23 protein-coding genes are annotated in these 26061 nt (G+C 58.8%); 15 read left to right on the top strand and 8 right to left on the bottom strand.

Translation table 11 applies throughout. The features are described 5' to 3' along the window. Nucleotides 1-134: 134 nt before the first annotated feature. Complete coding sequence (locus CWM57_RS22205) at nt 135-722, top strand: Yip1 family protein (RefSeq protein WP_008804043.1); 588 nt, start codon at nt 135-137, stop codon at nt 720-722. Between the two features lie 188 nt (nt 723-910). Next, nucleotides 911-1861, top strand: coding sequence for a D-alanyl-D-alanine endopeptidase (gene pbpG / locus CWM57_RS22200; protein ID WP_165784241.1), 951 nt, complete (start codon nt 911-913; stop codon nt 1859-1861). Between the two features lie 589 nt (nt 1862-2450). Here the strand turns inward: pbpG and CWM57_RS22195 are convergent. Together CWM57_RS22195 and CWM57_RS22190 are read right to left on the bottom strand one after the other, a co-directional pair. Beyond that, nucleotides 2451-3005, bottom strand: a complete 555-nt coding sequence (locus CWM57_RS22195; protein WP_008804045.1) for a GNAT family N-acetyltransferase — start codon at nt 3003-3005, stop codon at nt 2451-2453. A gap of 145 nt (nt 3006-3150) precedes the next feature. Next, on the bottom strand, nt 3151-4431 hold the full coding sequence (locus CWM57_RS22190) for a CitMHS family transporter (protein WP_100631155.1): 1281 nt from the start codon (nt 4429-4431) through the stop codon (nt 3151-3153). 549 nt (nt 4432-4980) lie between these two features. Between CWM57_RS22190 and CWM57_RS22185 the strand changes: the two genes are divergently transcribed. The 3 genes from CWM57_RS22185 (at nt 4981) to CWM57_RS22175 (ending at nt 8019) form a co-directional block, all read left to right on the top strand. Continuing rightward, complete coding sequence (locus tag CWM57_RS22185; RefSeq protein ID WP_100631156.1) at nt 4981-5916, top strand: hydroxymethylglutaryl-CoA lyase; 936 nt, start codon at nt 4981-4983, stop codon at nt 5914-5916. Beyond that, nucleotides 5916-7118 (top strand): CaiB/BaiF CoA transferase family protein, encoded by a 1203-nt coding sequence (locus CWM57_RS22180; RefSeq protein WP_100676395.1) that lies wholly within the window; start codon nt 5916-5918, stop codon nt 7116-7118. The genes CWM57_RS22185 and CWM57_RS22180 overlap by 1 nt, the downstream gene beginning before the upstream one ends. Before the next feature lie 127 nt (nt 7119-7245). Beyond that, a complete protein-coding gene (locus CWM57_RS22175) occupies nt 7246-8019 on the top strand; it encodes an IclR family transcriptional regulator (RefSeq protein ID WP_100631158.1) in 774 nt (257 codons plus the stop codon). Nucleotides 8020-8145: 126 nt separating this feature from the next. On the opposite strand, the gene dld is transcribed toward CWM57_RS22175, so the two are convergent. Next, nucleotides 8146-9879: a D-lactate dehydrogenase gene (dld, locus tag CWM57_RS22170; protein WP_100676394.1), complete on the bottom strand. Its 1734-nt coding sequence runs from the start codon at nt 9877-9879 to the stop codon at nt 8146-8148. Nucleotides 9880-10073: 194 nt separating this feature from the next. Here dld and bglX point away from each other — a divergent pair, with 194 nt between their 5' ends. The 5 genes from bglX to CWM57_RS22145 all read left to right on the top strand — a co-directional run bounded on the left by bglX (nt 10074) and on the right by CWM57_RS22145 (nt 16251). After that, a complete protein-coding gene (bglX, locus tag CWM57_RS22165; protein ID WP_100676393.1) occupies nt 10074-12371 on the top strand; it encodes a beta-glucosidase BglX in 2298 nt (765 codons plus the stop codon). A gap of 136 nt (nt 12372-12507) precedes the next feature. Further along, nucleotides 12508-13425: an ABC transporter substrate-binding protein gene (locus tag CWM57_RS22160; RefSeq protein WP_100631161.1), complete on the top strand. Its 918-nt coding sequence runs from the start codon at nt 12508-12510 to the stop codon at nt 13423-13425. A gap of 7 nt (nt 13426-13432) precedes the next feature. Next, nucleotides 13433-14590, top strand: coding sequence for an ABC transporter permease (locus CWM57_RS22155; RefSeq protein ID WP_100676392.1), 1158 nt, complete (start codon nt 13433-13435; stop codon nt 14588-14590). Continuing rightward, a complete protein-coding gene (locus tag CWM57_RS22150) occupies nt 14583-15530 on the top strand; it encodes an ABC transporter ATP-binding protein (RefSeq protein ID WP_100676391.1) in 948 nt (315 codons plus the stop codon). The genes CWM57_RS22155 and CWM57_RS22150 overlap by 8 nt, the downstream gene beginning before the upstream one ends. Beyond that, nucleotides 15514-16251, top strand: a complete 738-nt coding sequence (locus CWM57_RS22145) for an ABC transporter permease (RefSeq protein ID WP_074388058.1) — start codon at nt 15514-15516, stop codon at nt 16249-16251. The genes CWM57_RS22150 and CWM57_RS22145 overlap by 17 nt, the downstream gene beginning before the upstream one ends. On the opposite strand, the gene CWM57_RS22140 is transcribed toward CWM57_RS22145, so the two are convergent. Next, a complete protein-coding gene (locus CWM57_RS22140; RefSeq protein ID WP_002912762.1) occupies nt 16226-16339 on the bottom strand; it encodes a protein YohO in 114 nt (37 codons plus the stop codon). The genes CWM57_RS22145 and CWM57_RS22140 overlap by 26 nt on opposite strands. A gap of 229 nt (nt 16340-16568) precedes the next feature. Between CWM57_RS22140 and CWM57_RS22135 the strand changes: the two genes are divergently transcribed. Genes CWM57_RS22135 through CWM57_RS22125 form a run of 3 tightly spaced genes read left to right on the top strand, consistent with a single transcriptional unit; the run spans nt 16569 to nt 19488 of the window. Then, nucleotides 16569-18257, top strand: a complete 1689-nt coding sequence (locus CWM57_RS22135; RefSeq protein ID WP_002912760.1) for a sensor histidine kinase — start codon at nt 16569-16571, stop codon at nt 18255-18257. Next, nucleotides 18251-18970 carry a two-component system response regulator BtsR gene (gene btsR, locus CWM57_RS22130; protein ID WP_061153886.1) on the top strand — a complete coding sequence of 240 codons (720 nt, stop codon included), beginning with the start codon at nt 18251-18253 and terminating at the stop codon, nt 18968-18970. The genes CWM57_RS22135 and btsR overlap by 7 nt, the downstream gene beginning before the upstream one ends. A gap of 47 nt (nt 18971-19017) precedes the next feature. Beyond that, nucleotides 19018-19488 (top strand): DUF1456 family protein, encoded by a 471-nt coding sequence (locus CWM57_RS22125; RefSeq protein WP_008804053.1) that lies wholly within the window; start codon nt 19018-19020, stop codon nt 19486-19488. Nucleotides 19489-19598: 110 nt separating this feature from the next. Here CWM57_RS22125 and metG read toward each other — a convergent pair whose 3' ends face one another. Beyond that, entirely contained in the window at nt 19599-21632 is a 2034-nt protein-coding gene (gene metG, locus CWM57_RS22120) for a methionine--tRNA ligase (RefSeq protein WP_100676404.1), read from the bottom strand. 153 nt (nt 21633-21785) lie between these two features. On the opposite strand from metG, the gene apbC reads away from it, so the two are divergent. Further along, nucleotides 21786-22895, top strand: coding sequence for an iron-sulfur cluster carrier protein ApbC (gene apbC / locus CWM57_RS22115; protein WP_008804054.1), 1110 nt, complete (start codon nt 21786-21788; stop codon nt 22893-22895). On the opposite strand, the gene CWM57_RS22110 is transcribed toward apbC, so the two are convergent. After that, the gene (locus CWM57_RS22110) at nt 22892-23353 is read right to left on the bottom strand and encodes a GNAT family N-acetyltransferase (RefSeq protein ID WP_074388060.1); all 462 of its coding nucleotides are present in this window, start codon (nt 23351-23353) and stop codon (nt 22892-22894) included. The two genes, apbC and CWM57_RS22110, sit on opposite strands and share 4 nt — an antisense overlap. Further along, nucleotides 23328-23645: an RcnB family protein gene (locus tag CWM57_RS22105; RefSeq protein WP_002912749.1), complete on the bottom strand. Its 318-nt coding sequence runs from the start codon at nt 23643-23645 to the stop codon at nt 23328-23330. Before CWM57_RS22105 ends, CWM57_RS22110 begins: the two co-directional genes overlap by 26 nt. A gap of 183 nt (nt 23646-23828) precedes the next feature. On the opposite strand from CWM57_RS22105, the gene CWM57_RS22100 reads away from it, so the two are divergent. After that, nucleotides 23829-24728 carry a LysR family transcriptional regulator gene (locus CWM57_RS22100; protein ID WP_023323022.1) on the top strand — a complete coding sequence of 300 codons (900 nt, stop codon included), beginning with the start codon at nt 23829-23831 and terminating at the stop codon, nt 24726-24728. Here the strand turns inward: CWM57_RS22100 and CWM57_RS22095 are convergent. Then, nucleotides 24718-26061, bottom strand: a complete 1344-nt coding sequence (locus CWM57_RS22095) for an NCS2 family permease (RefSeq protein ID WP_100676390.1) — start codon at nt 26059-26061, stop codon at nt 24718-24720. The genes CWM57_RS22100 and CWM57_RS22095 overlap by 11 nt on opposite strands.

The raw sequence follows: 26061 nt of genomic DNA, 5'->3' as shown, positions 1-26061 counted from the left end.
CTCATCACCTGTTAATCATACACCCTGCTGACCAAAACGCGGTGACGCAGATTTTTTGCGCTGTACACAAAATAATCTGTAGGGTGAATTATACTTGGATCAGTGCAGTACGAAGCCGTGACAAGGGGGACGCTATGAACCATGTCTGGGGGCTCTTCGCTCATCCCAACCGGGAGATGAGCGTGATAAAGAGCGAGAATGAAACCATTTCTCATCACTATACGCACCATGTGCTGCTGATGGCGGCGGTTCCGGTGGTGTGCGCCTTTATCGGCACTACGCAGCTGGGCTGGAACTTCGGCGACGGCACCGTTATTAAACTGTCGATGTTGACCGGTCTGGCGCTGGCGGTACTGTTTTACGCCGTGATGCTGGCCGGGGTGGCGATCATGGGACGGGTTATCTGGTGGATGGCCAGGCAGTATCCGCAGCAGCCTTCGCTGAAACGCTGCATGGTGTTTGCCGGCTATGTGGCCACGCCGCTGTTCCTGAGCGGGATTGTGGCGCTCTATCCGCTGGTCTGGCTGTGTGCGCTTATCGGTACCATCGCGCTGTTTTACACCGGCTATCTGCTCTACCTGGGCATCCCGACCTTCCTGAGCATTAACCGGGAAGAGGGGTTAAGCTTCGCCAGTTCGACGCTGGCCATCGGGGTACTGGTGCTGGAAGTGTTGCTGGCGATCACTGTGGTACTGTGGGGGTATGGCTACCGACTCTTCTGATCGGACGTCTCGGGTTATTATGCATTGCCGGCAAATATGTATTTTGTGTCGGCAATGCAGCATTTCTTCACGATTCTTATTAGGCACAGGGCCTTACGGCGCGGTATGATGGCGTTTGCCAGCGATGTTGCCCACTTAACCTCGCGGCGTACGTTCCATAACGTGCAAAAATACTTTTCAGAATGCCCATGATGCCGAAATTTCGAGTCTCTTTGCTCAGCCTGACCTTGCTACTGGCTGTGCCTTTTGCGCCCCAGGCGTTAGCAAAAACCTCCGCGGCGGTTGCCGCCTCGCAGCCGGATATCGCCTCCGGCAGTGCCATAATCGTCGATCTGGCGAGCAAAAAAATCATCTATGCCAGCCAGCCGGATCTGGTGCGCCCGATGGCGTCGATCACCAAAGTGATGACCGCCATGGTGGTGCTCGATGCCCATCTGCCGATGGATGAGATGCTGACGGTGGATATCAGCCAGACGCCGGAAATGAAGGGGATTTACTCCCGCGTGCGGCTCAACAGTCAAATCAGCCGCCGCACAATGCTGCTGCTGGCGCTGATGTCTTCGGAAAACCGCGCGGCCGCCAGCCTGGCGCATCATTACCCGGGCGGCTACGACGCCTTTATTCGCGCCATGAACGCCAAAGCGCAGGCGCTGGGCATGACCCATACCCGCTACGTGGAGCCGACAGGCCTGTCGGTACATAACGTCTCTACCGCCCGCGATCTGTCCAAACTGCTGATCGCCAGCGAGCAGTATCCGCTGATCGGCCAACTGAGCACCACCAAAGAAGAGACTGCCACCTTCGCCCATCCGGCCTACAGCCTGCCGTTCCGCAACACCAACCATCTGGTGTATCGCGATAACTGGAACATTCAGCTGACCAAAACCGGCTTCACCAATGCTGCCGGCCACTGTCTGATTATGCGTACGGTGATTAACCAACGCCCGGTGGCGCTGGTGGTGATGGATGCCTTCGGGAAATACACCCACTTCGCCGACGCCAGCCGCTTGCGGACCTGGATCGAGACCGGGAAGGTGATGCCGGTACCCGCCTCGGCGCTGAGCTATAAAAAGCAGCGCGAAGCGCAGATGGCAGAGGCGATGCTGAAAGGCGGCGCGCAGACCGCGCAGAACGATTAATCTGCCTGTCCCCCGGATGACGGCGCATTGCGCCTTATCCGGGCTACAGATGTATTTATACATCAAATGGTTATCAGGGCTTGTAGGCCCGGCAAGCGCAGCGCCGCCGGGCAATACACCCGGCATCGTGCCGCGTTTGTGCCGGATGGCGGCTCGCGCCTTATCCGGCCTACGTTATTTGGTGCCTGGTTCGCCCCCTTTGTAGGCCCGGCAAGCGTAGCGCCGCCGGGCAATATACCCGGAACCGTGCCACGTTTGTGCCGGATGGCGGCTCGCGCCTTATCCGGCCTACGTTATTTGGTGCCTGGTTCATCTTCTTCGTAGGCCCGGCAAGCGCAGCGCCGCCGGGCAATATATCCGGCACCGTGCCGTGTTTGTGCCGGATGGCGGCTCGCGCCTTATCCGGCCTACGTTATTTGGCGCCTGGTTCATCTTCTTCGTAGGCCCGGCAAGCGCAGCGCCGCCGGGCAATATATCCGGCACCGTGCCGCGTTTGTGCCGGATGGCGGCTGACGCCTCTACGGAACCGCGCTGAACGGTAGCCCGGCTAAGGCGGTTACGCCGCGAGCCGGGGATTTGACGCCAGATATCACTCCGGCAGCGTCCAGTCGCCGTCACCCAGCGCGCGCTGCATAATCAACGTATCCCGCCAGTCGCCCATCTTGTAGCCCACGCTGCGCAGTTGACCCGCCACGGTAAAACCAAACTTTTTATGGATCGCCAGCGAACCGGCATTGTTATGGCCATCACCGATGATCGCCAGCATCTGCCGCCACGGGCCTTTCTCACATTCGGCGATCAGCCGCGACAGCAGCGCGCTGCCGATACCGCGCCCGCCCATTCCCGATTCAACGTAGATCGATTCCTCAAGCGTGTAGCGGTAGGCCGGACGGGGCCGATAGAAGGTGGCGTAGCAGTAGCCGACGATGGCGCCGCGCCATAGCGCCACCAGCCAGGGCAGCCCGTTATCGCGGACGGTTTTGATCCGTTTACGCATTTCGTCAACGGTAGGGGGGATCTCTTCAAAGGAAGCGCGGCCATTGAGCACGTGCCAGACATACAGCGCGGCGATGGCGTGCGCATCGTCGGGCAGCGCTTCACGAATTTCTAAATCACTGTCGAGTAACGGGGCCTCTGCGGGCATGGCGGCGCTCCTGAATCTGCCGGAGAGACATTCTCCGGCGTGCAGCGTAATACAGAAGCGCCAAGGCTGAATAGTCCTGGTTTTGTTCTGACCCCAAAAAGTTGACAAGATTAACCCAGGCAATGTATCGACCAACGACAACCGGTCAGCTGTGTAACGGCAAAGTGCCGAGCACGATCGCGCCTGCCAGCATGCACATAACGGTTCCTGCTGCCCACTTCAGGCTTGCGCGCTGATTCAACCCGTAATCAAGATCGAGAATGCCGACAAGAAGGTACGTTGACGCAACGAGTGGGCTGAGTAGATGAACGGGTTGTCCAATCAGCGAAGCAACGGCCATCTGCATCGGTGAAATCCCATAACTGGCTGCGGTCTGGGCAAGAATAGGCAAAACGCCAAAGTAGAAGGCATCGTTTGTCATGAAGAAGGTAAACGGCATACTGATAAGCGCGGTGATAACGCCGAGCCAGGGGCCTGCTGAGGCAGGTAGTGACTCTACGAGACTGTTGGACATGGCATCCACCATACCTGTACCTGACAAAATGCCGGTAAAAATCCCTGCTGCAAAAATAAGAGCAACAATGGCAAGCACGTTCTCTGCATGTTTGGCAAGGATCTCCTTCTGGCGTTTCAGGTTGGGGAAGTTCACCAGCATCGCCAGCGCAAAGGCGATCATGAAAAGTGTCGCCATAGGCAGAATGCCCAGAACTAACATCACTAACAAAGCAGTGGTCAGAGCGGAGTTGAAGAGATAACGGTAACTGGTGACTGAAGTACGCTTCCCGGTATCTTCACTGAGATCAATGTCGATGACGCCAAGCCGGCGCCGTTCGCGCAGGCCAAAAAAAACAGCAACCAGTACCACCCAGGCAAGACCGCAGAGCATAACGGGCAGGAGCAGCATAAAGAGTTCGCCGACGTCGACTTTCATGGCGCTGGCGGCGCGCGCCGTGGGTCCCCCCCAGGGAAGCATGTTCATCACGCCGATCGAAAGCAGCAGCACGGTTGCCATGTACTGAAGCTTTATTCCCAGCCGGCGATACAGCGGAAGCAGAGCGGCGGTACAGATCAGGTAAGTCGTGGCACCATCGCCGTCCAGCGCTACGCTAATACCCAGAATCGCCGTGCCTACCAAAACCTTAAGCGGATCGCCTTTTACGATACGAACAATGAGACGGATAAAAGGGTCGAACATCCCGGCGTCGGTCATGACACAGAAATAGAGGATGGCAAAGGTCAACATGACACCCGTCGGGGCAAGTAGCTTAACGCCGTCCATCATCATTTTGCCCAGCTCAGCGTGGAAGCCGGCCACGAGGGCAAAAAACAGCGGCACGAGGATTAACGCGAGCAGGGCTGACAGTCTGCGAGTCATGATCAGAAACATGAACACGCCGATCATGAGGTAGCTTAGTATTGTCATCATTGCACCTTCTTGGTTATTGATATTATTCTGTCAGGCAGAATGTTGTTTTGTTATTTTGATGTTAACTCTTGCGGTGTACAGAGGAGGACGTCAAGAAAGGATGTGAATGAGATGTAAAATTATTGAGCTGGATCGAAGTTTTGCTTGAATAGCGATCATGACTTGATCGCTACGCTCAGATTTTCTGCCGTGAGAAAACACCCTGCCGCCAGAGGCAATGAAAACGTTATCGCGCCCAGTCAACATTACCGCCTTCGACAAAATTTTCAGGCATTATTCTGAAAATAAAGCTTTTTTAGTCCGCTTTTACCGAAAATTTGCGCATGAGTATCCGCTCCCGATAAAAAATAATGCATCCAGTGGTTAACCGCTCAGAAATGATCCCCGCGCACAGCAACGAATGTGATTTAGACCTCAGTAATAAATCGAGGCGTTAAACGCTGATTGACTCTTGTACAAATTACAACAAGATTATAACAGAACATCGTTTCGTCAGAGAGAACGATTGAGTGTGGTGAGAGTTCATCTGACTATATCGGAGCAGAGCCAATGAGCCAGAGCAATATCGACATTCTTATCAGTGAAGTGGGGCCGCGAGACGGGCTGCAGAGCGTTTCTGCCGTCATGCCGACAGCGCTGAAAAAGCAGTGGGTCAGTGATTTAGCCTCAGCGGGATTGAGGGAAATTGAGGTGGGTTCTTTTGTTTCACAGAAGCTGCTGCCCCAGATGGCCGATACGGGTGAGATCGTAAAGTATGCGCGTACGCTTCCGAATCTGTTTGTCACTGCGCTGGTACCAAATCTGCGTGGGGCAGAGGCCGCATTCGCCTCAGGAGTACAGAAAGTCACTATCCCGGTGTCAGTCAGCGAACCTCATTCGCTGGCAAACGTGAATAAAACCCATGACCAGATTTTTGCCGAGGTGGCCAAAATCGTCTCATTTCGCAATGAGAACCACCCCGGGGTTGAGATCGAAGCAGGTCTCTCGACGGTATTCGGCTGCACTATTCAGGGCGTCGTTCACGACGACAACGTTATTCGCATTGCCAGCATGATGGCTGAGCTGGGCGTTGATGAGGTTGGCCTGGCTGACACGGTAGGTTACGGCACGCCGCTTCAGGTACAGCGCCTGTTCCGCAGGCTGAAAGCAGAAGTCGGTGAGCTGGCCGGCAGCGCTCATTTTCACAATACCCGAGGCCAGGGGTTGGCGAACGTTCTTGCGGCTCTGGAGGCCGGTGTAACGACCTTTGACGCCTCGCTCGGCGGGATAGGTGGATGCCCATACGCGCCCGGCGCATCGGGCAATATTGTGACAGAAGATCTCGTCTATCTGCTCGAATCAATGGGGCTGCGTACCGGCGTCGATATAGACAGGTTGCTCACTGCGCGTGAAACGCTCAAACGAGGAGTACCCGGAGAGCCGCTCTACGGTTTTATTCCCGATGCCGGAGTTGGGAAAAATTTTCACTATGCAGGGAGAAAATAATGTCCGATCAGAATCAGAAAAAACTGCCGCTGGAAGGCATCCGCGTCATTGAATTTGTCCACATGGTGATGGGGCCGACCTGTGGCCTGCTGCTGGCCGATCTTGGCGCAGAAGTGATAAAAATTGAACCGGTCCCTCAGGGAGACAATACCCGACGACTGACGGGGTCGGGCGCTGGCTACTGGATGACCTATAATCGCAACAAGAAAAGTCTGGCTGTCGATATTAAATCGGCAGAAGGTCAGGAAGCGGTTAAAAAGCTGATTGCTACAGCCGATGTGTTCACTGAAAATTTCCGCCCTGGCGCTATGGATAAAATAGGTTTCGGCTACGAGGCCGTCAAAGCCATTAAGCCCGACATCATCTACAGCTCGATGAAAGGCTTTCTGCCGGGTCCGTATGAGAACCGGACGGCGCTGGATGAAGTGGTGCAGATGATGACCGGACTGGCCTATATGACGGGGCCGGAGGGACGTCCGCTGCGGGCGGGCGCGTCAGTCAATGATGTGATGGGCGGGATGTTCAGCGCAATCACAGTGCTGGCTGCTCTGCTACAGCGCGGCCAGAACGGACAGGGGCAGTTTGTGCAGACGGGGCTCTATGAGAACTCAGCCTTCCTGGTCGCCCAGCACATGATGCAGAAAGCCGTAACGGGAAAATCAGCCGCGCCGATGCCCAGCCGGCTGTCTGCCTGGGCCGTCTATGACGTATTTACCACCCGCGAAAATGAGCAGGTGTTCATTGGCGTGGTGAGCGATACGCAGTGGAAGGTATTCTGTGAAGCCTTTGGCATGCATGATTTCGCTGTGGATGAAAGCCTTGCCACGAATAATCAACGTGTTCAGGCCCGTGAGCGAATTTTGCCGGTTATCAGAGCGCACCTGCTGTCGATGCCTAAGCATGATGTTATGGCGCTATGTGAACAGTTTGGCCTGCCATTTTCTCCCATTCGTCGCCCGGACGATCTTTTTGATGATGTCCATCTTAACGAGTCCGGTGGCATGACCGGCGTTACGCTGCCAGACGGGACCGAGGTCCGTATCCCTATGCTGCCTTTTGAGATGGACGGACAGCGTTTCGGAACCCGTATTAACGTGCCTGATGTTGGCCATGATTCGGCATCCATTCTTGAAGCGCTGGGTTACTCATCAGAGGCGATAGCGCATCTGGAGCAACGCGGTATCATTTCCTCAGCGACTTAATCATCATCAGCCCGCACAGGCGGGCCCCCCATGCTTCCTTATCTGTCCTTGTAATTCCTTATTTTGTTCATTAAGTTATGGACAATTCGCCTCGATTCACCGGGCTTTTTCAATTTATGAGGTCTGCATGACAAACGATGACGGCGCGCCGGAAAAAAATCCGGCCGGAAAGAAACCGGCAGCTGAAAGCGGCGCTGCAGCAGTGGATCGTGCGTTTGCTATTCTTGCCGTATTTGACAAGGACGCCTCTCAACTGACGCTAGCTGAATTAGCGCGGCGAACCGGTTTCTATAAAAGTACCCTTCTCCGTCTGCTGAGCTCCCTTGAAAAAGCAGGCTTTGTGCGTAAATCCGTCGATGGTCGTTACTGCATCGGGCCAGAGCCGCTCAGGCTCTCATCGCTGTATCAGGCTTCATTCCGCTTAAGGGATGTGCTGTTGCCACATCTTGAGCACCTTTCCACTCTCAGCGGAGAAACATCCTCTTTCTACATCATGGATAATGACTGGCGCGTCATTCTTTATCGCGTCGAACCTCGACGGGCGGTTCGTGTTTCCATACGTGAAGGCGATCGCTTCTCTGCGAAATACGGCGCCTCCGGGAAAATACTGAGCGCGTTTACCTACACGGATGACCCCATTTTTGCCGAAATACGGCAAAACTTGTGGGCTGAATCTTATGGTGAACGCGATCCCGAAACCGCTTCGGTTTCTGTGCCGGTTTTTGGCGTGGGGGGGATTTTACAGGGCGCACTCACGCTCTCTGGGCCAAAAGAAAGGTTCAGGCCGCAGGAGATCAGGAACATTCTGGGCACGCTTTTTCAGAGCGCTATCCACTCGACGAAAGAACTCGGTGGCGATTATTCTCTGCTGGTAGAAGCCCGTCAGAAGATGACTGAATAAAATAGCCAGCAGCGCCAGCTAAATAGAGCATCACGGCTTAAGACGGACTTCTAACAATACTGATTTTAGGGCAGGGGACGCTCTGATTTGAGAGTCCCCCTCAATGGGACAGTCCCGTTTTTACGATTATTGTGGCGCAGACGGCTTCTGCGGCTCACCCCAGTATTTCTGCTTACTGGTTTTACCAATCCCCGGGTTCATGCTGTTGGTCGGATCGTTCTGGCGATAGAACTGCTGCAGGCTCTCTGGCGCCTCATACAGATGACCCACGTTATGCTCCGCCGGGTACTGGGCGCCGCGCGCTTTCAGTAACTCCAGCATCTGCTCTTTCAGAGCGTGGGCGTCGACCCCTTTCTTGACGATGTAATCCTGATGGAAAACATGACACATAAAGTGGCCATAGTAGAGCTTATGCACCAGTTGGCTGTCGATCTCCGGCGGCAGATGTTCGAACCACTCGGTATCGTTGCGGCGCAGGGCGATATCCAGCGCCAGAATATCTTCGACTTCATCAGCATGTACCGCCTGATAGCGGATGGCCGCGCCGGCGGCGGCAAAGCGGTGCAGGAATGCCTTGCTGCCTTCTTCTGGCGTACAGGCGAAGAAATCTCCCTCGGCCTGCTGGAAGTATTCCGTCAGCCAGCGCTGCGCTTCTTCGATGCCATCCCCGGCCATCTTCAGCAGCAGATGGTGTTCATATTTATCACGCCAGGTTTTCATCCGCTCCGGTAAGTGCGCCGGGAAGACGTGGCCGAGCTTCTGCATAAAGCGGTCGGTAAAGTGCGGCTTAAACAGCGAGACTTTATCCAGCATCGCGTCGGTGCGCCCCTTCATGGTGAAGAAGAACGGCATTTTGTCGGTGCCGAGCTTGTCGATCATCAGGAAGGTATCCTTGCCATACTTCTCGGCGATATCGTAAATATCGCGGTGCATATATTCCCCCGCCACCGGCAGATGCTGGAACTCGGCGAGGATATGGCGGCGGATCTCGGTCAATACCTGCGGCTGGTTGGTGCCAATGTAAAACACCTGCTGGCGTTTTTCCGCCGGGAAGGTATCCAGACGCGCGGCGAAAACCGCCAGCTTGCCGGCGCAGCCGGAGGATTCGAACAGGCGGTCCGGGTCGGCGTTGTAGCGCGCCGGGGTGTCGGCATCGACATCGCGCACGCGGGTCACATAGTCGTGATCGTGGGCGTGGCGGCCGTCGTGCAGCACATCGCTATCGCTGATGCGCTCGTCGTCGAGGCGGCTGAGGATCTGCTCCGGCGTGCTGCCGAGATCAATGCCCAGATGGTTGACCAGCTTCAACTTGCCGTCGGCGTCAATCTGCGCGAACAGCGACATCTCGGTATAGGCGGGCCCGCGCTGCACCAGCGAACCGCCGGAGTTGTTGCAGATCCCGCCGATCACCGATGCGCCGATGCACGACGAGCCGATCACTGAGTGCGGCTCGCGACCCAGAGGTTTGAGCGCTTTTTCCAGCGAATAGAGGGTAGTGCCAGGCCAGGCCAGCACCTGCTCGCCTTTGTCCAGCAGATGCAGTTTATCCAGGCGCAGAGTGCTGATAATCACGATCTCGCGATCGTAATCATTGCCGTTGGGGGTCGAACCTTCGGTCAGGCCGGTGTTGGCCGCCTGCATCAGAATAATTTTATCGGCGTCTACGCAGGCGTTAAGCACGCGCCAGAGTTCCAGCAGGGTGCCGGGAAACACAACCGCCAGCGCCTCGCCCTGACCGGAGCGGAAGCCTTTGCGGTAGCGTTGGGTTTTTGCCGGGTCGGTCAGCAGATGCGAAGGGCCAACCAGGCGCGCCAGATCCGCCAGAAACGTTTTATGGGTATTAGTGGGTGCAGATGACATGTTCCACTCCTTGTGGTGGTGCGCGAAATATCGAGGATAAGCATAGCGCTTTGTATGACAATTTGATGCATGAATGTTTCGCAAAAATCAGAGAAGAACCTTAGCATTCTGCGGGCGCGTTGTTTATATATATGGCAAACTGCGGTTTTTATTATGTTTTACCGAGTCCCCGTCTGAGAAAAAGCGAGATAACAATGAAATGGCTCTGCACTGTAGGCGTCGCCGTGAGTCTGGCGCTGCAACCCGCGCTGGCGGATGAACTGTTTGGTAACCACCCTCTGACCCCGCAGGCGCGGGATGCCTTTGTCACCGACCTGCTGAAAAAAATGACGGTGGACGAGAAAATCGGCCAGCTGCGTCTGATAAGCGTCGGCCCGGATAACCCGAAAGAAGCGATCCGTGAAATGATCAAAGACGGTCAGGTGGGGGCGATTTTTAACACCGTCACCCGTCCGGATATCCGCACGATGCAGGATCAGGTGATGCAGCTTAGCCGCCTGAAGATCCCATTGTTCTTTGCCTACGATGTGCTGCACGGCCAGCGCACCGTGTTCCCGATAAGCCTCGGCCTGGCCTCGTCGTTTAACCTTGACGCGGTGAAGACCGTGGGCCGCGTGTCAGCTTATGAAGCCGCCGATGACGGCCTGAACATGACCTGGGCGCCGATGGTCGACGTCTCCCGCGACCCGCGCTGGGGACGCGCTTCCGAAGGGTTCGGGGAAGACACGTATCTGACCACGATGATGGGCCAGGCGATGGTGGAGTCGATGCAGGGCAAGAGTCCGGCGGACCGCTATTCAGTGATGACCAGCGTCAAGCACTTCGCCGCCTACGGCGCGGTGGAGGGCGGGAAAGAGTACAACACGGTCGACATGAGTCCGCAGCGCCTGTTCAACGACTATATGCCGCCGTATAAAGCCGGGCTTGATGCCGGCAGCGGCGCGGTGATGGTGGCCCTGAACTCGCTGAACGGCACCCCGGCGACTGCCGATTCCTGGCTGCTGAAAGACGTCCTGCGCGACCAGTGGGGCTTTAAAGGCATCACGGTTTCCGACCACGGCGCCATCAAAGAGTTGATTAAGCACGGCGTGGCCTCCGACCCGGAAGACGCGGTGCGCGTGGCGCTCAAGTCCGGCATCAACATGAGCATGAGTGACGAGTATTACAGCAAGTACCTGCCGGGGCTGGTGAAGTCCGGCAAGGTGACCATGGCCGAGCTGGATGACGCCACCCGTCATGTGCTCAACGTGAAATATGACATGGGGCTGTTCAACGATCCGTACAGCCACCTGGGACCAAAAGATTCTGACCCGCAGGACACCAACGCGGAAAGCCGCCTGCATCGCAAAGAGGCGCGCGAAGTGGCCCGCGAAAGCCTGGTACTGCTGAAAAACCGTCTCGATACGCTGCCGCTGAAAAAATCCGGCACCATCGCGGTGATTGGCACGCTGGCGGACAGCAAACGCGACATGATGGGCAGCTGGTCCGCGGCCGGGGTGGCCGACCAGTCGGTGACCGTCCTGACCGGCATTAAAGAAGCGCTGGGCGATAACGGCAAAGTGATTTACGCCAAAGGGGCGAACGTTACCGACGATAAAGGCATTGTCGATTTCCTTAACCTGTATGAGAAAGCAGTGCAGGTTGACCCGCGCTCGCCGCAGGAAATGATCGACGAAGCCGTCGCGGCGGCGAAGCAATCCGACGTGGTGGTTGCCGTGGTGGGCGAAGCGCAGGGCATGGCGCATGAGGCCTCCAGCCGCACCGACATCACCCTGCCGCAGAGCCAGCGCAATCTGATTGCCGCCCTCAAAGCCACCGGCAAACCGCTGGTGCTGGTGCTGATGAACGGCCGTCCGCTGGCGCTGGTGAAAGAGGATCAGCAAGCCGATGCGCTGCTGGAGACCTGGTTTGCCGGCACCGAAGGCGGCCACGCCATCGCCGATGTGCTGTTTGGCGATTACAATCCGTCGGGCAAACTGCCGATGTCTTTCCCGCGCTCGGTGGGGCAGATCCCAACCTACTACAGCCACCTGAATACCGGCCGGCCGTATAATCCGGAGAAGCCGAACAAGTACACCTCGCGTTACTTCGATGAAGCCAACGGCCCGCTGTATCCATTTGGTTATGGCCTCAGCTACACCACCTTTAGCGTCTCCGATGTCACCATGTCGTCAGCCACCCTGCCGCGCGACGGCAGCGTGACCGCCAGCGTGCAGGTGACCAACACCGGTAAACGCGAAGGGGCAACGGTCATTCAGCTGTATCTGCAGGACGTCACTGCCTCCATGAGCCGGCCGGTGAAAATGCTGCGCGGCTTTAAAAAGGTCAACCTCAAGCCGGGCGAAACGCAAACCGTCAGCTTCCCGATTGACGTCGACGCGCTGAAGTTCTGGAACCAGCAGATGAAATACGTTGCTGAGCCGGGCAAATTCAATGTCTTTATCGGCGTGGACTCCGCCCGCGTGAAGCAGAGCGAGTTTGAACTGTTGTAAGGAATAGCCCTTAAGCTCAACGTAACACGTTAAAGGCCGATTAATCGGCCTTTTCTTTTTCGTATCGCCAGCAAATGGACTACGCTTTTCTCTTAAGCTTCTGTAAGCGAAGCGCAAAAGAACTGAGGGAAGCGGGATGAAGATGGCAATGAAATGGTCCGGCGCGCTGGCGCTGGCCGCCCTGATAAGTGTGCCGCTGCAGGCGGCGGAGCCGGTGAAGGTCGGCTCGAAAATTGATACCGAAGGCGCGCTGCTGGGCAATATGATCCAGCAGGTGCTGGAAAGCCACGGCGTAAAAACGATTAATAAAATCCAGCTCGGCACTACGCCGGTGGTGCGCGGGGCGATTGTCGCCGGCGAGCTGGATATCTACCCGGAATATACCGGCAATGGCGCTTTCTTCTTTAAAGATGAAAACGACCCGGCGTGGAAGCATGCCCAACAGGGCTATGAGAAGGTGAAGCGTCTCGACCAGGAGAAACATCAACTGGTGTGGCTCACCCCGGCGCCAGCGAACAACACCTGGACCATCGCGGTGCGCCAGGACCTGGCGGAGAAAAATCACCTGACCTCGCTGGCCGACCTCAGTCGCTACCTGAAGCAGGGCGGTGAATTTAAGCTGGCGGCCTCGGCGGAGTTTATTGAGCGCCCGGACGCGCTGCCGGCGTTTGAGAAAGCGTATGGCTTCAACCTCAACCAGAACCAGCTGTTGTCGCTGGCCGGGGGGGATACGGCGGTGACCATCAAAGCAGCGGCGCAGCAGACCTCGGGCGTTAACGCGGCGATGGCCTACGGCACTGACGGCCCGGTCGCGGCGCTGGGGTTACAGACGCTGAGCGACCCGCAGGGCGTGCAGCCGATTTATGCCCCGACGCCGGTGGTGCGTGAGGCCGTGCTCAAGGCCTACCCGCAAATCGCCGACTGGCTGAAGCCGGTCTTTGCCAGCCTCGATGAAAAAACCTTGCAGCAGCTGAACGCCCGTATTGCGGTGGAAGGCCAGGATGCGAAGCGCGTGGCGGCAGATTATCTGCAGCAGAAAGGCCTGCTGAAGTAAGCCACCGGTGACCATTCGCTGTACTCACCGCGTCGGCCTGCTGCTGACAGGTCTGTTGCTGGTTACGCTGGCGCTGCCGTTTATCACTTACGCGCCGAATCGCTTACTCTCCGGCGAAGGGCGTGGGCTGTGGCAGGTGATGCCCTGGCTCGCCGGCGTTCAGCTGGCGGCAGCCCTTGCCGGGATGCTGCTTTGCTGGCTGCCAGGCAGGATCGTGCCGCTTCTTCACCTGCTGCTGGCCGAACTGCTCTTCCCGCTGCTTATCTGGGGTAGCGGACAGGCGGCGCTTGAGCTCTCCCGGCACGGCTCGCCGCTGGCGCGCACCTCGCCCGGCAGCGGTCTGTGGCTGTCGCTGGCGCTTTGTCTGCTGCTGGCCAGCGAGGCCATCCGTCATCTTACCGTCCGGCCGCTGTGGCGCTGGCTGCTTAATGCGCAAGTCTGGCTGTTGCCTATCATCCTGCTTGCTACCGGGGCGCTCGATCAGCTCTCTTTGCTGAAGGAGTATGCCAACCGTCAGGAAGTATTTGACGACGCCCTGCGCCAGCATTTGCTTCTGCTGTTCGGCACCCTGCTGCCGGGCCTGCTCATTGGCCTGCCGCTGGGGGTATGGCTGTGGCGACGTCCGCGCTGGCAGGCGCCGGCCTTCACTGTGCTCAATGTGATCCAGACTATCCCGTCGGTGGCGCTTTTCGGCCTGCTGATTGCGCCACTTGCCGGCCTGGCGCGCTATTTCCCGGCGCTGGGCGAGCTGGGCGTCTCCGGGACCGGCGTGGCGCCAGCCCTGATCGCCCTGACGCTGTATGCGCTGCTGCCGCTGGTGCGCGGGGTGGTGACCGGCCTGCAGCAGGTGCCGCAGGATGCTCTGGAGAGCGCGACGGCGATGGGCATGAGCGCCGGGCAGCGCTTTCGTCAGGTGCAGCTTCCCCTGGCGATGCCGGTGTTGTTGCGCAGCCTGCGGGTGGTCAGCGTGCAAACCGTCGGCATGGCGGTGGTGGCCGCGCTGATCGGCGCCGGCGGCTTTGGCGCGCTGGTGTTTCAGGGGCTGCTAAGCAGTGCGCTGGATCTGGTGCTGCTGGGTGTGGTGCCGACCATTGCCCTGGCGGTGGTGGTGGATGCCCTGTTCGCCCTGTGGGGCGCCTGGCTAAAAGGAGAGGCCAATGATTGAGTTTGAAGGGGTCAGCAAAGTGTTTGCCGGCCATCCGGCGGTGAAGGATCTGACCCTGCAGCTGCGCGAAGGCGCTTTCTCGGTGCTGGTGGGGACCTCCGGCTCGGGCAAGTCGACGACGCTGAAGATGATCAACCGCCTGCTGGAGCCGGACCGGGGCACTATTCGTTTTGCCGGCGAGGACATCCGTCAGCAGCCGGTCCTGACCCTGCGGCGGCGGATGGGCTATGCCATCCAGTCCATCGGCCTGTTTCCGCACTGGACGGTGGCGCAGAATATCGCCACTGTGCCGCAGCTGCAAAAATGGCCGCGAGCGAGGATCGCCGACCGGGTCGACGAGCTGATGGCGTTGTTAGGGCTGGAGGCGACGCTGCGCGACCGTTACCCGCATCAGCTCTCCGGCGGCCAGCAGCAGCGGGTGGGGGTGGCGCGGGCGCTGGCGGCAGATCCGGAGGTGCTGTTGATGGATGAGCCCTTCGGCGCCCTCGACCCGGTGACCCGCGAGGCGCTGCAGCAGGAGATGCTGCGCATCCACCGCCTGCTGGGGCGGACGATTGTGCTGGTGACCCATGATATTGACGAAGCGCTGCGTCTGGCGGACCACCTGGTACTGATGGACGGGGGCGAGGTGGTCCAGCAGGGGGCGCCGCTGGAGATGCTCCTGCGGCCGAAAAATAGTTTTGTGCAGATCTTTTTTGGCCGCAGCGAGCTGGGCGTGCGCCTGCTGTCGCTGCGCGAGGTGGGGGACTATTTGCGTCCCGGCGAATGGCTGGCGGGTGAGGGGCTGACCGTCACCATGACCCTGCGGGAAGCGCTGTCGCAGTTTGTCGCCCGGCGCTGCGAGGCGCTGCCGGTGGTCGATGCCGACGGCAGGCCCTGCGGCACGCTGCATTTTGCCGATCTGCTGCGCCAGGAGATGAGCCATGAAGGCGCTTCGTGAGCCGCTGTGGTGGCTTATCGCGCTGTTTATCGGCCTGCTGGTAGGGCTGCCCTACAGCGCGCCGCTGTTTAGCCGGCTGTTTCCGGAACTGCCGCGGCCGGTCTATCTGCAGGAGAGCTTCTGGGCGCTAACCCTCGATCACGGTTGGCTGGTGGTGGCGTCCAGTCTCGCGGCAACGGCTGTGGGGCTGGGGGCCGGGGTGGCGGTCACCCGGCCCGCCGGCAGCGCGTTTCGCCCGCTGGTGGAGACGATCGCCGCTATCGGGCAGACCTTTCCGCCGGTGGCGGTGCTGGCGATGGCGGTGCCGGTGCTGGGATTTGGCTGGCTGCCCGCGCTCATCGCCCTCGCGCTGTATGGCATACTGCCGGTGCTGCAGGGAACGCTGGCCGGGATGGGGTCGATACCGTCGGGGGTGTCAGGGGTAGCCGAAGGGATGGGAATGACCGGCTGGCAGCGTCTGTATAAGGTGGAACTACCGCTGGCGGCCCCGGTGATACTGGCGGGGATCCGCACCTCGGTCATCGTCAATATTGGTACCGCGACCATTGCCTCGACGGTGGGGGCCAGTACGCTCGGGACGCCGATCATCATCGGCCTGAGCGGCTTTAATACCGCCTATATTGTACAGGGGGCGCTGCTGGTGGCGCTGGCGGCGATTATCGTCGACCGCGCGTTTGAGCGTCTGACCCGCTGGATCAGCCGACACCGCCACGCACAATAAAGGAATAGCCGGCCAGCATCACGCCGCTGATCCCGCCGATGGCCATAAGTAAGAAGAGGGTGACGACCGCGATTTTCGCTGGCTTCATAATAGGCTCCTGATGTTAACAGGGGGATTATACGGTGAAGCACAGGTGTTAATGAAACATTAATTGCGGTTTAGCGCGCCGCGCCGGGGTTTTTGCCGCGTTTACTGAGCAACGCGCCGGAAAAAAGTGTGATCCTGTCCGTCATTTTTCATTTTTATGCAGGGCTTCAAAGAAAGTTTTCGCCAGTCAGGGTATGGTACGCGCTTTCAGTAATGTGTGGTTTGCGGGTATGTACGAGTTTGATCTGGTGTTGCTGCTGCTTCAGCAGATGTGCGTATTTTTGGTCATCGCGTGGTTGATGAGCAAAACCCGACTGTTTATCCCTCTGATGCAAGTCACCGTTCGCCTGCCGCACAAGCTGCTGTGCTACGTCACCTTCTCCATTTTCTGCATTATGGGGACCTATTTCGGTCTGCATATCGAAGACTCCATCGCCAACACCCGCGCCATCGGCGCCGTGATGGGCGGCCTGCTCGGCGGTCCGGTGGTCGGCGGGCTGGTGGGGCTGACCGGCGGCCTGCACCGCTACTCGCTGGGCGGAATGACCGCCTTAAGCTGCATGGTCTCCACCATCGTTGAGGGGCTGCTGGGCGGTCTGGTGCACAGCGTGCTGGTCAAACGCGGTCGGCCGGACAAAGTCTTTAGCCCGTTGACCGCCGGGGCGATCACCTTCGTGGCCGAGCTGGTGCAGATGATGATCATTCTGCTGATTGCCCGCCCGTTCCAGGACGCCCTGCATCTGGTGCAGAGCATCGCCGCGCCGATGATGGTCACCAATACCGTCGGTGCGGCGCTGTTTATGCGCATTCTGCTGGATAAACGGGCGATGTTCGAGAAATACACCTCCGCCTTTTCCGCCACGGCGCTGAAGGTGGCGGCGTCGACCGAGGGGATCCTGCGTCAGGGATTCAACGAAGAGAACAGCATGAAGGTGGCCCAGGTGCTGATCCAGGAGCTGGATATCGGCGCGGTGGCGATCACCGATCGCGACAAGCTGCTGGCGTTTACCGGCATCGGCGACGATCACCATCTGCCGGGCAAGCCTATCTCCTCCTCGTATACGCAACGGGCGATTGAGACCGGGGAGGTGGTCTACGCCGACGGCAACGAGGTGCCTTACCGCTGCTCGATTCATCCGCACTGTAAGCTGGGGTCGACGCTGGTGATCCCCCTGCGCGGTGAGAACCAGCGGGTGATAGGCACCATTAAACTGTATGAGGCCAAAAACCGCCTGTTCAGTTCGATCAACCGCACCCTCGGGGAGGGGATTGCCCAGCTGTTGTCGGCGCAGATCCTCGCCGGACAGTACGAGCGGCAGAAGGCGCTGCTGACGCAATCTGAAATCAAGCTCCTGCACGCTCAGGTCAACCCGCACTTCCTGTTTAACGCGCTTAACACGCTGAAGGCGGTGATCCGTCGCGACAGCGATCAGGCCGGCCAGCTGGTGCAGTATCTGTCGACCTTCTTTCGCAAGAACCTGAAACGGCCGACGGAAATTGTCACGCTTGCCGATGAGATCGAGCATGTTAACGCCTATTTGCAGATTGAGAAGGCTCGCTTCCAGGCTAACCTGCAGATCCAGATGGCGGTGCCCGAGGGGCTGGCGCATCACCAGCTGCCCGCTTTCACCCTGCAGCCGATCGTGGAGAACGCGATTAAGCATGGCACATCGCAACATCTTGGCGTCGGCGAAATTACCATTCGCGCCAGCCAGGACGATCGCTGGCTGCAGCTGGATATCGAAGATAACGCCGGACTGTACCGGGCCAACCCCCAGGCCAGCGGGCTGGGGATGAATCTGGTGGACAGGCGTCTGCGGGCGCGTTTTGGCGCCGACTGCGGCATCAGCGTCACCTGTGAACCGGAGCGCTTTACCCGTGTCACCCTACGTTTGCCCCTGGAGGAGAATGCATGCTGAGAGTATTGATCGTCGATGATGAGCCGCTGGCGCGGGAAAACCTGCGTATTTTGCTGGAGACTCAGCGCGATATCGAGATCGTCGGCGAGTGCGGCAATGCGGTGGAGGCGATTGGCGCAGTACATAAGCTGCGCCCTGACGTGCTGTTTCTCGACATTCAGATGCCGCGCATCAGCGGCCTGGAGATGGTCGGGATGCTCGACCCCGAGCATCGCCCCTATATCGTGTTTCTCACCGCCTTTGATGAATACGCGGTGAAAGCCTTTGAGGAGCACGCTTTTGACTATCTGCTCAAGCCGATTGAGGCCGCGCGGCTGGAGAAAACCCTGGCTCGCCTGCGTCAGGAGCGCAGCCTGCAGGACGTGTCGCTGCTGGATGATGCCCGGCAGACGCTGAAATACATTCCCTGTACCGGCCACAGCCGTATCTGGCTGCTGCAGATGGAGGATGTGGCCTTCGTCAGCAGCCGGATGAGCGGCATCTACGTGACCGATCGCGAAGGAAAAGAGGGCTTTACCGAGCTGACCCTGCGCACCCTCGAGAGCCGCACGCCGCTGCTGCGCTGCCATCGCCAGTATCTGGTGAATATGGCGCACCTGAAGGAGATTCGCCTGGAAGAGAACGGCCAGGCGGAGCTGCTGATGCGCGCCGGGCAAACGGTGCCGGTGAGCCGGCGCTATTTAAAAAGCCTGAAAGAAGCGATTGGCCTGTAAAACTGCTACACTGCGCCCCATTGCAACATCGACAGTAAAAGGCACTCATGCTCAGTAATGATATTCTTCGTAGCCTGCGCTACACCCTGAAAGCCAATAATAACGATATGGTGCGCATTCTTGCGCTTGCCGATATGGAATCCACCGCCGCCAGCTTCGATACCTGGATGACGAAAGAGGATGAAGAGGGTTTTGTCCGCTGCCCGGATATTATCCTGTCGGGTTTCCTCAATGGCCTTATCTATGACAAGCGCGGCAAAGATGATTCGGCGCCGGAGCTGGCGCTGGAGCGTCGGGTGAATAACAACACGGTGCTGAAAAAGCTGCGGATCGCCTTCTCGCTGAAAACAGACGATATCCAGGCGATCATGAGCGAGCAGAAATATCGCGTGTCGGTGCCGGAAATCACCGCCATGATGCGCGCCCCGGAGCATAAAAACTACCGCGAGTGCGGGGATCAGTTTATGCGCAACTTCCTGCGCGGGTTGACCCACCGGGTGCATCACCCGAAGGCGTGATGTTTAGCCGGGTGGCGGCTTCGCCTTACCCGGCCGACAAAACCCGTAGGCCCGTGCAAACGTAGCGCCGCCGGGCAAAAAAAAGCCGGAGATACTCTCCGGCTTTTTTGTTATTTCACCTGCTGACCCGGCTTCGCGCCGTCGTCAGGGCTTAACAGGAAGATATCCTTCCCGCCAGGGCCGGCGGCCATCACCATGCCCTCGGAGATGCCGAAGCGCATTTTGCGCGGCGCCAGGTTGGCGACCATCACCGTCAGGCGACCAATCAGCGGCTGCGGATCCGGGTAAGCGGAACGGATGCCGGAGAAGACGTTACGTTTCTCGCCGCCAAGATCCAGCGTCAGGCGCAGCAGCTTGTCGGAGCCCTCGACGAATTCCGCGTTTTCAATCAGCGCCACGCGCAGGTCAACTTTAGCGAAATCGTCAAAAGTGATGGTCTCCTGAATCGGATCGTCCGCCAGCGGACCGGTGACCGGTGCCGCAGTGGCTTTCACCTCTTCTTTAGACGCTTCCACCAGCGCTTCCACCTGTTTCAGCTCGATGCGGTTATACAGCGCTTTAAACGGATTTACCTTATGCGCCAGCAGCGGCTGCTGAATGGCATCCCAGCTCAGTTCGCTGTTGAGGAATGCTTCCGCACGCGCCGCCAGCTGCGGCAGCACCGGCTTCAGCCAGGTCATCAGCACGCGGAACATGTTCAGGCCCATGGTGCAGATGGCCTGCAGGTCGGCGTCACGGCCTTCCTGTTTCGCCACCACCCATGGCGCCTGCTCGTCGACGTAGCGGTTAGCCACGTCGGCGAGGGCCATGATTTCGCGGATTGCCTTACCGAACTCGCGGCTGTCCCATGCTTCGCCGATGCTTTCTGCCGCGTCGGTGAAGGTTTTGTACAGCGCCGGGTCGGCCAGTTCAGCGGCCAGCACGCCGTCGAAACGCTTGCTGATAAAGCCGGCGTTGCGCGAGGCGAGGTTAACCACCTTGTTGACGATGTCGGCGTTAACGCGCTGGATAAAGTCTTCCAGGTTCAGGTCGATGTCATCGATGCGCGAAGAGAGCTTGGCGGTGTAGTAGTAGCGCAGGCTATCGGCATCGAAATGGTTCAGCCAGGTGCTGGCCTTAATGAAGGTCCCACGCGACTTGGACATCTTCGCGCCGTTAACCGTCACGTAGCCGTGCACGAACAGGTTGGTCGGTTTACGGAAGTTGCTGCCTTCCAGCATCGCCGGCCAGAACAGGCTGTGGAAGTAGACAATGTCCTTGCCGATAAAGTGATACAGCTCGGCCGTGGAGTCTTTCTTCCAGTATTCGTCGAAGCTGGTGGTGTCGCCGCGCTTGTCGCACAGGTTCTTAAAGGAGCCCATGTAGCCGATCGGCGCGTCCAGCCAGACGTAGAAATATTTGCCCGGCGCGTTGGGAATTTCGAAGCCGAAGTACGGCGCATCGCGGGAGATGTCCCACTGCTGCAGGCCGGATTCGAACCACTCCTGCATCTTGTTCGCTACCTGCTCCTGCAGCGCGCCGCTGCGGGTCCACGCCTGCAGCATTTCGCTGAACGACGGCAGGTCGAAGAAGAAGTGCTCGGAGTCACGCATCACCGGCGTGGCGCCGGAGACCACCGATTTCGGGTCGATAAGTTCGGTGGGGCTGTAGGTCGCGCCGCACACTTCGCAGTTATCGCCATACTGGTCCGGAGATTTGCACTTCGGACAGGTGCCTTTCACAAAACGGTCCGGCAGGAACATGCCTTTTTCCGGATCGTAGAGCTGAGAGATGGTGCGGTTTTTAATAAAACCGTTCTCTTTCAGACGGGTGTAGATAAGCTCCGACAGCTCGCGGTTCTCGTCGCTGTGCGTCGAGTGATAGTTATCATAGCTGATGTCGAAGCCGGCAAAATCGGTCTGATGCTCCTGACTCATTTCGCCAATCATCTGCTCCGGAGTGATACCGAGCTGCTGCGCTTTGAGCATGATCGGCGTGCCGTGGGCGTCGTCGGCGCAGATGAAGTTGACCTCGTGGCCGCGCATTCGCTGGTAACGGACCCAGACATCAGCCTGGATGTGCTCCAGCATGTGGCCGAGGTGGATGGAGCCGTTGGCGTACGGCAGGGCGCACGTTACCAGAATTTTCTTCGCGACTTGAGTCATAGTGAGCATTACATCTTCTGTTGTAAAAAGGGCTTCCGATATTACCAAAAGGGCTGTGGGTGCGCCATAAATGGCTGCCCATATATGGATAATCGTTAGCTGTGATAAACTCTGTGATTACTGAAAGCATCTCAAAACAACAAAGGAGTCGGGATGAATTCGCAATCCCAGGCCAAATCCCCTGAGCGCCTACGTGCGATGGTCGCCGGGACGCTGGCCAATTTCCAGCACCCAACCCTGAAGCATAATCTCACCGCCCTCAAGGCGCTGCACCATGTCGCCTGGCTGGACGATACCGTTCATATTGAGCTGCAGATGCCGTTCGTCTGGAGCAGCGCCTTCGAAGTGCTGAAAGAGCAGTGCAGCGCCGAGCTGCTGCGCATCACCGGCGCGAAGGCCATCGACTGGAAGCTGACCCACAGCATCGCGACCCTCAAGCGCGTGAAAAACCAGCCCGGGGTCAACGGCGTGAAGAACATTATCGCCATCAGCTCCGGCAAAGGCGGCGTTGGTAAATCTTCTACTGCCGTAAACCTGGCGCTGGCCCTGGCGGCGGAAGGGGCGAAGGTGGGCATTCTGGATGCCGATATCTACGGTCCGTCGATTCCGACCATGCTGGGCGCCGAAGACAGTCGCCCGACCTCGCCGGACGGCACCCATATGGCGCCGATCATCAAGTATGGCCTGGCCACCAACTCTATCGGCTACCTGGTGACCGACGACAACGCCATGGTCTGGCGTGGTCCGATGGCCAGCAAGGCGCTGATGCAGATGCTGCAGGAGACCTTGTGGCCGGATCTCGACTACCTGGTGCTGGATATGCCGCCGGGCACTGGCGACATCCAGCTGACCCTGGCGCAGAACATTCCGGTGACCGGCGCGGTGGTGGTCACCACGCCGCAGGACATCGCGCTGATCGACGCCAAAAAAGGCATCGTGATGTTTGAGAAAGTGGAAGTGCCGGTGCTGGGGATCGTGGAAAACATGAGCATGCATATCTGCAGCAACTGCGGGCACCACGAGCCTATCTTCGGCACCGGCGGCGCGCAAAAACTGGCCGAGAAATATCACACCCAGCTGCTGGGCCAGCTGCCGCTGCATATTACGCTGCGGGAAGATCTGGATAACGGCACGCCGACGGTGGTGGCGCGTCCGGATAGCGAATTTACCGACATCTACCGCCAGCTGGCGGGCCGGGTGGCGGCCCAGATGTACTGGCAGGGAGAAGTGATCCCGGGTGAGATTGCCTTCCGCGCCGTTTAAGGCCGCGGCGAGCGCATCAGCCAGTATCTGCCCTCGGGTGACGCGCCCTGTGCTTCGATGGTCCAGCCATGACGCTGGTAGAAGCGCAGGGCGTTTTTATTTTCCATCAGGCACTTCAGCGTTCCGCTGGCGGTAAAGGTCCGTTCGACCTGCGCCAGCAGCGCGCTGCCGATATGTTTGCCCTGCCAGTCGGGGTCGACAAACAGATGGTGAAGGAAATTATCGGCGGTCCATACGGCGGCAAAGCCCACCAGCTGGCCGTCGCATTCCGCGACCCACAGCTGTTCATCCGCGGTGGCGGCATCGAAATCCTCCAGCCGCCACGCCGCGGCGGGAAGCCAGGTCCACGACAAACTGCGCGCCCGCAGGAAGATCTGGCACAGCGCCGGAGAGTCCGCTGGCTCGCCGGGGCGGACGTGGAGGTTGCGCGGATCAGCGATGATAGAAGATCTCGCCATCGTACACTTTGAGGATTTTGCCTTCGGTATCGGTGATCAGCACGTAGTTACCGCCCATGTAGGTCCAGTGGCTACCGGCGTCCGGTGCAGGCAGGTTACGCTGCTGCCACTGTTTGATGTTGTATTCCGGGGTGAGGTACATCGCCGGAACGGTGTCGCCGATGTGAAACTGGGTGAAATCGGCAGTGAACTCTTTCAGTGCATACTGATCGATCCCCGCGGCAGTAGCCGTCCAGCTGGCGCCAGCGGTGGCAAGAAGTACGCCCAGAAGCATCATTTTTGTTTTACGCATAATTTCCTCAATATTACCTGGACTCAAATTAGCAGCCTCGTATCATTCCTGATGCGTTGCTGAAATGGCAAGCACTGGATTTTTAAAAAGTGTAAGCAAAACACGGCACAAGTCTTGCGCCGCTTGCGTTGCAGCGACGGTGATGCGTATTTTGGGAGCAATCTGAAGCAGGGGAGAATCGGCATGTTCAGGCTGGAAGATCTGACCTTATTTGTCCGCGCCGCGGCACTGGGCAGTTTTAGCGATGCGGCGCGCGAGTCCGGGCAGCAGCCGGCGCAGGTCAGCGCGGCGATTAAGCGTCTGGAGACGATCCTCAATATTCGCCTGTTTGCCCGTTCGACCCGCAGCCTGCGCCTGACGCCGGAGGGGGAGACCTGGCTGCCCTACGCCACCCAGATGCTCGATACCCTCGAGGCCGGTCTGCAGAAGATCCAGACCCCGGACGATGAAGTTCGCGGCATGTTGCAAATTGCCGTGCCGTCGGACCTCGGGCGTAACCTGCTCCTGACCCTGTTCCGCGATTTCCGCCAACGCCACCCGGCGCTGCGTCTGCGGCTGCTCTTTTCCGATCAGTTAACCGACGTGTTTAAAGATCCGGTGGACGTCGCGTTTCGCTATGGCAATAACGACGATGCCTCGTTTATCTCGCTGCCGGTGGCGCCGGAAAATCGTCGCGTGCTGGTGGCCTCGCCTGAGTGGATCGCCCGCCACGGCGAGCCGCAGACCCTCGAGGAGCTCAGCCAGCACAATGCGTTGATCTACATTTTGCGCGGCCGTCCTTTCGACCGCTGGTCGCTGAGCCTCGACGGCGTGGTTCAGCAGCAGAAGGTCTCCGGCACGGTGATGAGCGACGACGCCGAGGTGATCCGTCGGCTGGCGGTGGCCGGGGAGGGCATTGCCTATAAATCGATGCTAGATGTCAGCGACGATCTGCGGGCGGGGCGCCTGCGGCGCCTGCTGCCGCGTTATCAGGGGGATGTGGTGCCGTTGAATCTGATTTGTCCGCACCGCAAACAGCTCTCTGCCGCGGTGCGTTTGTTATATGAAGAGGTGAAATCACATTGTGAAGGGCTTAATGCCTGACTAAGGTCGCGAAGTAATACACCAGCGGGACAGCCAGCACCCACAGGCCAATCGGGATTTCCCGCCACTTACCGGCGATGGCCTTGATGACAATGTAAAACAGCAGCCCGCCGGCAATCCCGGTGCCAAAGCTGTTGGCGATAAGCGTAATCATCACCATCATCAGCACCGGCAGCCCGTCGGTGAAGTTGCCAAGATCCACTTTGCGCAGGCCGCTGAACATGTTCAGGCCAATCAGGATCAGCGCCGGGGCGGTGGCTTCTTTCGGGATCATCAACGCCACCGGCGTGAACAGCAGCATCAGCAGGAACATTACCGCCGCCGACAGCGCGGTGAGGCCGGTTTTGCCGCCGGCTTCCGCTGCCGCCGAAGACTCAATCAGCGCCGTCGCCGCCGGAATGCCCACCCACGGGCCGAGCGCGGCGGCAATCGAATCGACCATAAACGGGCGATTAATCTGCGGCATGTTGCCTTCTTCATCCAGCAGACCCGCCTCGCCGCCCACCGCCAGCGTCGTCCCCATGGTGGAGAAAAACTCAGAGGCGAAAAAGACGAACAGGAACGGCAGGAAGGCGATGTTTAACGCCCCCAACAGGTCAACCTGCCCCAGCACCGGGGTTAGCGAATGGGGAACATCGATAAAACTTGTCGGCAGATGGGTGACGCCGAAGGGGATGCCCACCAGCGTGGCGCACAGAATGGCCCACAAAATCGCGCCCGGTACCTTACGCGCCTGCAGGGCTATCGCCAGGAACAGGCCGCACAGCGCCACCAGCGCGTCGGGGGCGAGAAAGTCGCCGAGCATCAGTGCATTGGTTTTAGCATTGGCCAGCACCAGCCCGGCATTGCGAAAGCCGAGCACGGCGACAAACAGGCCGATGGAGGCGGTGAGCCCCAGCTTGATCGACTGCGGCACCGAGCGGGTGACCACTTCACGCAAGCCAAAGCGGGTCAGCAGAAAGAAGAGGATCCCCGACCAGCAGGCAATCCCGAGACCAGTCTGCCAGCCAATCCCTTCGCTACCGGCCAGCGTCACCCCCACCAGCACCGAGCCGCCAATCCCCGGGCCAACGATAAACGGCAGGTTGGCATAAAACGCCATCAGCAGAGAGCCGACGACGAAGACCAGAATGGTGCCGGTGGTGGCGGCGCCTTTGTCCATCCCGCCGATCGCCAGCAGCCCCGGGATGACCACCAGTAAATAGGCGGCGGCGAGAAAACCGGTGATCCCGGCCAGGCATTCGGTGCGTAGCGTACCGCCGCGCGAGCGCAGTGCAAAGCGGCGCTCCAGCCAGTTAGCGCGGTCGGAAGAGTGAAGTGTGTTATCGGCCAT

Origin of the sequence: Klebsiella sp. G-Nf4 (genome assembly GCF_002810615.1) — a bacterium.
In the GTDB taxonomy this organism is placed as follows: domain Bacteria; phylum Pseudomonadota; class Gammaproteobacteria; order Enterobacterales; family Enterobacteriaceae; genus Klebsiella; species Klebsiella variicola.
Note: the sequence above shows the minus strand (reverse complement) of the source record. Positions and strands in the feature narration are given on the sequence as shown.